Origin of the sequence: Actinomadura sp. NPDC048032 (assembly GCF_040653175.1) — a bacterium.
Lineage (GTDB): Bacteria > Actinomycetota > Actinomycetes > Streptosporangiales > Streptosporangiaceae > Spirillospora > Spirillospora verrucosospora.
Genome location: NZ_JBEZJP010000336.1, coordinates 1 through 9,409, shown reverse-complemented (window position 1 = coordinate 9,409; position 9,409 = coordinate 1). Strand labels below are relative to the sequence as shown.

The 9,409-nt window shown below is 76.0% G+C and carries 7 protein-coding genes; 4 read left to right on the top strand and 3 right to left on the bottom strand.

Going from position 1 to position 9,409, the window contains the following annotated elements:
- From AB0C69_RS31585 to AB0C69_RS31575, 3 genes are all read right to left on the bottom strand, one after another.
- The coding region (locus AB0C69_RS31585) for a xanthine dehydrogenase family protein subunit M (protein WP_360358659.1) at nt 1–893 on the bottom strand (893 nt) is incomplete at its 3' end.
- 44 nt (nt 894–937) lie between these two features.
- Nucleotides 938–2,416: a solute carrier family 23 protein gene (locus tag AB0C69_RS31580; RefSeq protein ID WP_360358658.1), complete on the bottom strand. Its 1,479-nt coding sequence runs from the start codon at nt 2,414–2,416 to the stop codon at nt 938–940.
- 211 nt (nt 2,417–2,627) lie between these two features.
- Entirely contained in the window at nt 2,628–4,388 is a 1,761-nt protein-coding gene (locus AB0C69_RS31575; protein WP_345175606.1) for a PucR family transcriptional regulator ligand-binding domain-containing protein, read from the bottom strand.
- Between the two features lie 212 nt (nt 4,389–4,600).
- On the opposite strand from AB0C69_RS31575, the gene AB0C69_RS31570 reads away from it, so the two are divergent.
- The 4 genes from AB0C69_RS31570 to AB0C69_RS31555 all read left to right on the top strand — a co-directional run.
- Nucleotides 4,601–5,527: a DUF2877 domain-containing protein gene (locus AB0C69_RS31570; protein ID WP_360358657.1), complete on the top strand. Its 927-nt coding sequence runs from the start codon at nt 4,601–4,603 to the stop codon at nt 5,525–5,527.
- Nucleotides 5,524–6,993: an FdrA family protein gene (locus AB0C69_RS31565; protein ID WP_360358656.1), complete on the top strand. Its 1,470-nt coding sequence runs from the start codon at nt 5,524–5,526 to the stop codon at nt 6,991–6,993. Before AB0C69_RS31570 ends, AB0C69_RS31565 begins: the two co-directional genes overlap by 4 nt.
- A complete protein-coding gene (locus AB0C69_RS31560; RefSeq protein WP_345184679.1) occupies nt 6,990–8,441 on the top strand; it encodes a DUF1116 domain-containing protein in 1,452 nt (483 codons plus the stop codon). The genes AB0C69_RS31565 and AB0C69_RS31560 overlap by 4 nt, the downstream gene beginning before the upstream one ends.
- Before the next feature lie 56 nt (nt 8,442–8,497).
- Nucleotides 8,498–9,409, top strand: a 912-nt coding sequence (locus AB0C69_RS31555; protein ID WP_360358655.1) for an aldose 1-epimerase family protein, incomplete at its 3' end; no start/stop codon positions are given.

Sequence of the window (9,409 nt, the reverse complement as noted above, 5' to 3'; positions counted from 1 at the left end):
TGGCCGGGCACCTGGATCTGGCGGGCGCGCAGCCAGCCGTCCAGCAGTTTGATCTCCGAGGTTCGCTGCCCGAGACCGCTCGCGGTGAGCACGCCGGTCAGGTGGCGCCGGTACGCGGCGCCCGCGTGGATGTCGGGTTCGGGATCGATCCGCTCGCGGACGTGCGCGGCGGCCGCCGCCCAGTCCCCGCGGGGACCCGCGGCTCCGGTCAGGTCGAGGACGAGCGGCGTCGGCGCGATGCCGAGGAACCCGGCCCGGGCGGAGGCGACCCGCAGGTCCTCGTCGAGGCCGACGACGGCGGCGACGCCGCTCAGCGCGTAGTCGCCGTGCCGCCGCGCCGTCTCGGCGAACGCGGTGCCGGTGCGGGGCGGCGCGGCCGGGAAGAACGCCGAGACGGCCAACTCGCCGGGCTCCAGCGCCGATTCCAGGGGCCCGCGGAAGAACGCGGCGGCCGGGATGGTGCGGCGCCCCCGCACCGACGCCGCCTCGACCGTCCCGCCGAGGACGGCCAGCACCGCGGGCATCTCGGCGGCGGGGTCGGCGTGCGCGAGGCTGCCGACGACCGTCCCCCGGTTGCGGATCACCGGGTGCGCGACGTGCCGGAGCGCCCGGCCGAGCAGCGGCTGCACGGCCGCCGCCTCCGCCGAGCGCTCCACCCGCGCGTGCCGGGCGAGCGCGCCGACCCGCACGCCCTGGTCGCCGACGTGCAGCGTGTCCAGTTCCGCGACGCGGTTGACGTCGACGAGGTCGGACGGCGCGGCCAGCCGCATGTTCAGCAGCGGGATGAGGCTCTGCCCGCCCGCGAGCACCTTCCCGCCGGGCGCGGCGGCCAGCGCGTCCAGGGCCTCGCCGAGCGTGCCCGGCGCGTGGTACCCGAACGGAGGCGGCTTCACCGCGCCGTCCCGTCAGCTCGCATCTCGGTCAGCTCGCATTCCCGTCAGCTCGCATCGCCCTTCGGTTCACCCGGTTCGGGCGGCTCGCGCCGGGAGTGCCGGACGGGGCCGCCGATCTCCTGCTCCGCCGGGGCGATGACGCCGCCGCCGGTGTCCTCCGGCCGGCGCAGCACGTTCAGGACGTGGTAGCCGACCAGGACGGCGATGGTACCGAGCGCGATGCCCTGGAGCGGGAAGTCGTCGGTGACCCGGAGTGTCACGTTCCCGATCGCCAGGATGATCGCGGCCGCCACCGGGACGAGGTTGACCGGGTCGCCGAAGTCGACCCGGTTCTCGATCCAGATCTTCGCGCCGAGCAGCCCGATCATCCCGTAGAGCACGACGGTGATGCCGCCGAGGACGCCGCCCGGCGTCGCGGCGACGAGGGCCCCGAACTTCGGGCACAGCCCGAACAGGATCGCCACGACGGCGGCGACGAGATAGGCGGCCGTCGAGTAGATCCGGGTCGCGGCCATGACGCCGATGTTCTCGGCGTAGGTGGTGGTGGGCGAGCCGCCGACGGCGGTGGCGAGGGCGGTGCCGACGCCGTCCGCGGCGATGGCCCGGCCGAGGACCGGGTCGAGGTCGTCGCCGGTCATCGCGGCGACGGCCTTGACGTGCCCGGTGTTCTCCGCGATCAGGGCGATGACGGCGGGGAGCGCGAGCAGGATCGCCGAGGTCTTGAAGTCGGGGGCGTGCAGGTCGGGGAAGCCGAACCAGTCGGCGGCCCTGACGCCCGTGAAGCTCACCCGCTCGTGCGGGAACGCGGTGGCGACGCAGTAGGGGCCCTCGGCCGCGCACGGCTTGCCCGACCCGTCCAGCAGGTTCTGCCCCGGCAGCACGGAGGTGATCTTGCCCGCGGTGGCGTCGAGGAGCCACGACAGGACGAAGCCGAACACCAGCGCCAGCAGGATCGTGATCCGCGCCCAGAACCCCCGCAGCAGCACCGCGCAGAGCACCGCGAACGTCAGCGTCGCCAGCGCCACCCACTGGTCCTGGGGCCAGTACACGGTGGCGACGACCGGGGCCAGGTTGAATCCGATCAGCATCACCACGGCGCCCGTGACCACCGGCGGGAACACCCGGTGGATGACCTCGCCGCCCACGACGTGGATGAGCACGCCGACCACCGCGAGCACCAGGCCCGCGACGAGGATCGCCCCGGTGACGGTGGCGCTGTCGCCGCCCGCCGCGCGGATCGCCGCGACCGCGCCGACGAACGAGGCGCTCGTGCCGAGGTAGCTCGGCACCCGGCCGCCCACGATCAGCAGGAACAGGATCGTCGCGATCCCGGACATCATGATCGCGAGGTTGGGGTCCAGGCCCATCACGAGCGGGAACACGAACGTGGCCCCGAACATCGCGACCACGTGCTGGGCGCCGATGCCCGCGGTCCGCGGCCACGACAGCCGCTCGTCCGGGCGGACGACCTCCCCGGGGGGCGGGGTCCGCCCGTCCCCGTGCAGCTTCCAGCCGATCATCATCGGGGGTCCTCCTGCTCAGCCGGCCGCGTTCCCGCGGGCCTGTCATGCGGGCAAGGTAGATCTACCCTGTTGGGCGGGCATCGGCGACTTCTGCCAAACCCCGCGCCCAGGATTGGGAGGACCGGCCGGTGCGCCGGCGGGCCGATCCGGGCACGGACCTCCGGGCGCTCCGGTGCGGCGTCCCGGGGTCGCCGGAACGCCGCCGCTACCCTCAGATACCTCGCATGCGCAGGACGTGAAGGGCGAGGGTGAGGTTGAGTCGCAGATGGGCGTCCTCGGTGAAGGCTCCGAGCATCCTTTCCAGCTTCCCTATGCGGTACCGCAGCGTGTTGTAGTGGAAGTGCAGCCGGCGCGCCGTCTCGGCGACGTTGAGGTTCGTCTCCAGCAGCACCTGGAGGGTGCGGCGCAGGTCCACCAGCTCCGGCTCGTCGTCGGCGGCGAGGTCGCCCAGCGTCTCGCGGACGAACGCGTGCAGTTCCTCGGGGTCGGAGACGAGGCTCAGCAGCCGGTACACGCCGAGCTGGTCGAAGTGCGCCCGCGCGCCCGCGCCGTTGAGCTGGCGCCCGACCCGCACCGCCTTCACCGCCTGCTCGTAGGCCTCGGGCAGCGCGGCCGGCGACGCCACCGTCCGGCTGATGCCGGTGGAGAACGTCCGCCGCACCGGCAGGTGCTCGGCGAAGATCGACGAGGCCTCCTTGACCATCGCCTGGACCGGGCCGGCCGTCCACTCGGCGGGGTCGTCGCCCTCGGCGCCGACGATCGCCACGACCTCGTGGGCGAAGCTCGCGACGGCCGCGCCCCGGTCGTGCCGCCGGACGGCGGCCGTCCACGCGGCGGCGAGCCGCTCCTGCGCGGCCCGCTCCTCGGCGCCGCGCACGCCGCGCGGGCCGTCGGGCTCGGCCGCCTTGCCGCGGCCCTTCCCCTCGCCCTCCGGGGAGACCGCGCCGCGCGGGCGCCCGTCCAGCTCGGCGACGACCACCATCATCGGGCGGTCCAGGTCCCAGCCGAACCCGCCGCAGTGCGCGACGATCCGGTCGTCGCCGCCCGCGCGCCCCGCGAGGATGTCGCGCAGGAAGTCGGCGCGGTACTTGCTCTCCACGGCCGCGACGGCCTGCTGTTTCGTCACCACGAGCGCGGCGACGGTCGCGGCGCGCTCCAGGATGCCGAGGTCGGTGCCGCGCAGGGTGCCGCCGGGGCTGAACGCGACGATCCGGCCGTGGTCGAAGCCGCCCGCCATCACGGGCACGACCAGGTGGTCTCCGGTGCCGTGCGCGCCGATGATGCCGCAGCCGCCGCGGCCGCACGCCGCGTGCCGGCCCGCGTCGAAGGCCCGCATCGCCTGGACGTGCTCGTCGGGGCCGGCGCCCGCGAGCACCCGCTGCTCGCCGTCCAGCACGACGACCGCCACGTCCAGCAGCGTCGCGACCTCGTCCACGACCTCCTGGAGGCCGCCGCCGCACAGCACGATCTGCACGAGCGCCCGGTGCACCTCCTCGGTGCGGGCGAGGACGGCCGCCTGCCGGTTCAGGATGTCGGTCAGCACCTGGTTCAGGATGTCGTCGAAGCCGACGTCGTTCGGGAGCAGGATCAGGGGGAAGCCGCGCCGGTCCGCCTGCGCGATCATCTCGGCGGGCAGCGAGTCCAGGTAGCGGCCGAGCTTGATGGCCAGCGCGGCCAGGCCGCGCTCGTCCAGGTCGGACACCAGGTTGTCGAGCGACTGGGGGGTGTTGCGGAGGGGGTAGCCGGTGGTCAGCAGCAGTTCGTTCGGTTTGACCCACGACAGGATGTCGGGGACCTCCATCACGTTCAGCCGCTGGACGACGCGTTCGAGTCCGGCTCGTCCGGCGATGAGGCGGGCGCCGTTCAGGGTGCTGACGCCGAGGACCTCGCCGACCGACAGGCCGTAGGTCAGGGTTCCGGTACTCGCGAGCCTGAGGGCCGGTGGGCCCGGGTCCGCAGTGGTGTAACTCATGCCAGGGGTCACCTCGCCTTTTGGTGCGTACATCGCCCGTAACGGCGTGATCGCTACCGATTCCTGATCAACACTGACAACAAAGACGAACGATGACAACCATCCTTGGCAGAATTATCCATACGTCCGATGCCGGGCCCGTTCTACCGTCATGCCGGAGGCCGGGCCGCCCGCACGCCGTGCGGCCGCCGACCCCGGCCTCGGGAGGATCCGTGACCGCTCTCGTCCGCGACCCGATCCGGCTCCCGGCCCGTCCCCGCCCCCAGGGCCGGCCCCCCGCCGCCGGCGCCGCGAGCCTCGCGCTGCGGCCGCTGCTCGACCCGCCGCGCCGCCCCGCCCGCGTCATCGCGGTGTTCCCGGCCGCGCTGTACCTGGAGATGCGGGGAGGCCCCGAGCCGCGCGTGCTCGCCGTCGTCACCTCCGACGCCGGACGCCTGCCCAACGCTGTGGTGATGGTCGCCACCCGCCGCGAGCACCCGTTCCGGTCCGTCCGCGAGGGCGCGGACGCGTTCGTCGGCGACGGCCGGATCGAGGCGGAGGGCCTCACCGTGCGCGTGCGCCGCTGGTGGGATCCCTCCCCCGCGCTCGGCGGGCTGCGGCCGGACGCGCTGGCCCGGGGCGTGCGCGCCCTGGAGGCCGAACTGACCGCGGCGGGCGCCCTCACCGCCGCCGGGCCGTCGGGCGGCGGCCTCGCCGGGCACCCCGACCCCGACGCGCTCGCCGCGGCCTGCGCCGCCGGCGACCTCGCGGGCGCGGTGGAGGCGGCGGAGCGGATCGTGGGCCTCGGCCCCGGGCTGACGCCCACCGGCGACGACATCCTGTGCGGCCTGCTGGTCGCGCTGCGGCTGGTCGGCGGCGCCGTCCGGCACGGCGGGGCGGTGCGGCTGGCCGACTGGCTCGGCGCGGCCGTCACCGCCGACGCGGGCACCCGCACGACCGCGCTGGCCGCGACGCTGCTGCACTGCGCGGCGGCGGGCCACGCGGGCGCCGAGGTCGCCGCCGTCCTGCGCGGCGTCGCCGGCCACGAGCCGCCGCAGGCCGCCGTGCGCCGCCTGCTGGCGCTCGGCCACACGTCGGGCACGGACCTGGCGCACGGCGTCCTCGCCGGCTGCCGCGCCGCCCTCGGAGGGCGCGTATGAGGGACTGGGTCGAGGTGCGGCGGGGGGGCTACCACGATTCGGTCACGCTGATGCGGGTGAGCCGGCGGCTGTCGGAGCGGCCGGGCGTCGCCGGGGCCATGGTCGCGATGGGCACCGGGCTGAACCGCGAGATGTTCGGCCGCATGGGCTTCGCCGTGCCGGACGAGGCCGGGCCCGACGACCTGGTCGTGGCGATCCGGGTCGGGGACGAGGGACCCGGCGGAGCCGGACTGGACGAGGCCAGGGAGGCGCTGGAGGGACTGCTGCGGGAGGCGTCCCGCCCTCCCGCGCGGGAGGGCCTGCTGGGCGCGCCAGCGCCGGCCAGGACGACCGGGTCCGCGGCGGCCCGGGGCGAGGCGACCGTGGCGCTGCTGTCGGTGCCGGGCCCGCACGTCTTCCCCGAGGCGATGGACGCCCTGGACGCCGGCCTCAACGTGATGATCTTCAGCGACAACGTGCCGGTCGCGCAGGAGATCGCGCTGAAGGAGGCGGCGGCGCGGCGCGGGCTGATCGTGATGGGCCCGGACTGCGGGACCGCCGTGGTCGGCGGTGCGGGCCTGGGGTTCGCCAACGCGGTGCGGCCCGGCCCGGTGGGCGTCGTCGCGGCGTCCGGGACGGGCGCGCAGCAGCTGATGTGCCTGCTGGACGCCGCGGGCGCCGGCGTCAGCCACGTGCTCGGCGTCGGCGGGCGGGACCTGTCGCCCGAGGTGAGCGGACGGTCGGCGCTGGCGGCGCTGGCCGCCCTGGACGCCGACCCGGCCACCGACCTGATCGTGCTGGTGTCCAAGCCGCCCGCGCCGCAGGTGCTGGACCTGATCCGGGAGGCGGCGCGGCGCCTGGACACCCCGGTGGTGTTCGCGCTTCCGCTGCCCGGCGAGGACGACCTGACGCGGGCCGCGGAGAAGGCGCTGAGGGCGCTCGGCCGGCCCGTCCCGGCGTGGCCCCGCTGGACCTCCCCGCGCGCCGCCGCGCCCGTGCGCGGGCGGGCGCTGCGCGGGCTGTTCGCGGGCGGGACGCTGCGCGACGAGGCCGAGATGATCGCGCGGGACGCGCTCGGCCGGGATCTGGAGGCGCGCGGCCACCGGTTCACCGACTTCGGCGACGACGCCTACACGCGGGGCCGCCCGCACCCGATGATCGACCCGACGCTGCGGCTGGAGGCCCTGCGCGCCGAGGCCGCCGACGACGGCTGCGGCGCCCTGCTCCTGGACGTGGTGCTCGGGTACGGCGCCGAGCCCGATCCGGCCGCCGCCCTCGCCCCGGCCGTCGCCGCGGCGCTGCGGGACCGCTCCGACCTCGCCGTGGTGGTGTCGTTGTGCGGGACGCCGGCCGACCCGCAGGACCGCGACCGCCAGGCCGTCGCGCTGTGCGAGGCGGGCGCCGACGTGTTCGCCTCCAACGCGCAGGCGACCCGGCACGCCCTCACGCTGGTGGACGGGTCGATCGTCGAAGGGACGCCCCGATGAGCGACGAGCGGGACACGCGCCGCGACACGCACCGCGACACGCACCGGGCCCACCGGCTGGGCGGGCTGCTCTCGCGCGAGCCGAGCGTCGTCGCGACCGGCGTGGAGGTGCTCGCGAGCGCGCTCGCCGACCAGGCCGTCCCGGTGGAGGCCGTCGACTGGCGCCCGCCGCCCGCCGGGACGGAGGCGGCGCTGGCGGCGGTCCTCGGCGCCCCCGGCCACGCCGAGGCCAACGCGCGCGCCGTCCGGCGGATGGTGACGGCGCGCCCGCATCTGGTGGACGTGCGCCCCGCGCGCGACGTGCTCGGCCTGGAGCCGGGGACGTTCCTGCACGCCGGCCCGCCGCTGGAGTGGGACCGCGCGTCCGGCCCGATGCGCGGCGCCCTCGTCGGGGCGATGCTCCTCGAAGGGCTCGCCGAGACGCCGCGCGGCGCCGAGCGCCGGCTGGAGCGCGGCGCGGCCGTGTTCGAGCCGTGCCACCACCACGCCGCGGTCGGCCCGATGGCGGGCGTCGTCAGCCCGTCCATGTGGATGCTCGTGGTCGAGGACGCAGAGCACGGCGGGACCTCCTACTGCTCGCTCAACGAGGGCCTCGGGAAGGTGCTGCGGTACGGGGCGTACGGGCCGGAGGTGATCGAGCGGCTGGCGTGGATGGGCGAGGTGCTCGGCCCGGCCCTGCGGGAGGCGGTGCGGCGGCACGGTCCGCTCGACCTGATGTCGCTCATCGCGCAGGCCCTGCAGATGGGCGACGAGCTGCACAACCGCAACCGGGCGGCGACGTCGCTGCTGCTGCGCGAGCTGGCGCCCGCGCTCGCGGCGGCCGAGGAGGTGCCCCGGGCGAGGGCCGCCGAGGCGCTGGCGTTCGCGGCGGGCAACGACCACTTCTTCCTCAACGCGGGGATGGCGGCGGCGAAGGCGTGCGCGGACGCGGCCCGCGGCGTGCCCGGCTCCAGCCTCGTCGTGGCGATGGCCCGCAACGGCACCGACTTCGGCATCCAGGTGTCGGGGACGGGCGACCGCTGGTTCACCGGCCCCGCCGGCGTCCCGGACGGCCTCTACCTCGGCGGCTACGGCCCGGACGACGCCAACCCCGACATCGGCGACTCGGCGATCACCGAGACGGCCGGGATGGGCGGGTTCGCGCTCGCCGCCGCGCCCGCGATCGTGCGGTTCGTGGGCGGCGAGGTCCCCGACGCGGTCGCCGCCACCCAGCGGATGTACGAGATCACCCTGGCCGAGCACCCGGTGCTGCAGATCCCGCTGCTGTCGTTCCGGGGCACCCCGGTGGGCGTCGACGTCGCCCGCGTCGTCCGCACCGGGATCCTGCCCGTCATCGACACCGGCATCGCCGGGCGGGAGGCCGGCACGGGCCAGGTCGGCGCGGGCCTGGTCGAGCCGCCCGCGAACGTGTTCGCCGACGCCCTGCACGCCCTCGCGGAGACGGTGTAGCGGGAGCGGCGGGGCGCCGGCTCCCGCCTCGGCGACGGCGGGGTAACGTCGCCCGCATGAGCGAGTCGATCACCGGGGGGCTCGCCCTGACGGGCGAGCAGTACGCGCTGAGCGCGGGGCACTACCAGGCCGTCGTCACCGAGTCGGGCGCGAGTCTGCGGGAGCTGACCCACCGGGGGCGCCCGCTGGTGCTGACGCACGGCGCCGACGAGCCGGCCCCCGCCGCGTCCGGGCACCTGCTGGTCCCGTGGCCGAACCGCGTCGACCGCGGCCGCTACGCGTACGGCGGCGAGACGCACCGGCTCGACCTGTCCGAGCCCGAGCGGGACTGCGCCATCCACGGCCTGGTCCGCCTGGCGGCGTGGACGGCCGCCGAGCACGAGCCCGACCGGGTGCGGCTCACGCACCGGCTGCTCGGCGCGGCCGGGTACCCGTTCCGCCTCGACCTGGAGGCCGAGTACGTCCTCGACGCCGCCGAGGGCCTGCGCGTGCGGATGACCGCGCGCAACACCGGGACGCGGACCGCCCCCTACGGCCACGGCGCGCACCCCTACCTGACGGTCGGCGAGCCCGTCGACGGCTGCACGGTCACGCTGGGCGCCGACCGGTACGTCCCGGTGGACGACCGGACGATCCCGTCCGGGCCGTCCCTGGACGTCACCGGCACCCCGTACGACCTGCGCACCGGGCCCGTGTTCGGCGACCGGCGGATCGACAACGCGTTCACCGGGCTCAACCGCGACGGCCACGGCCGCACCTGGGCGACCCTGTCCGGGGGCGGCCGCACGGTCGCGCTCTGGGCCGACGAGGCGCACCCGTGGATGGAGGTCTACACCGCCGACCACGCCCCGCGTCCGCGGATGGGGCTGGGCGTCGAGCCGATGACCTGCCCGCCCAACGCGTTCGTGTCCGGGGAGGACGTCGTGGGCCTCGAACCGGGCGCCGAGTTCAGCGGGACCTGGGGAATC

What these genes read in the sequence shown, in the direction of transcription:
- AB0C69_RS31575 (WP_345175606.1), bottom strand. Translation starts at nt 4,388, where the DNA reads ATGAGTTACACCACTGCGGACCCGGGCCCACCGGCCCTCAGGCTCGCG.
- AB0C69_RS31580 (WP_360358658.1), bottom strand. Translation starts at nt 2,416, where the DNA reads ATGATGATCGGCTGGAAGCTGCACGGGGACGGGCGGACCCCGCCCCCC.
- AB0C69_RS31560 (WP_345184679.1), top strand. Translation starts at nt 6,990, where the DNA reads ATGAGCGACGAGCGGGACACGCGCCGCGACACGCACCGCGACACGCAC.
- AB0C69_RS31565 (WP_360358656.1), top strand. Translation starts at nt 5,524, where the DNA reads ATGAGGGACTGGGTCGAGGTGCGGCGGGGGGGCTACCACGATTCGGTC.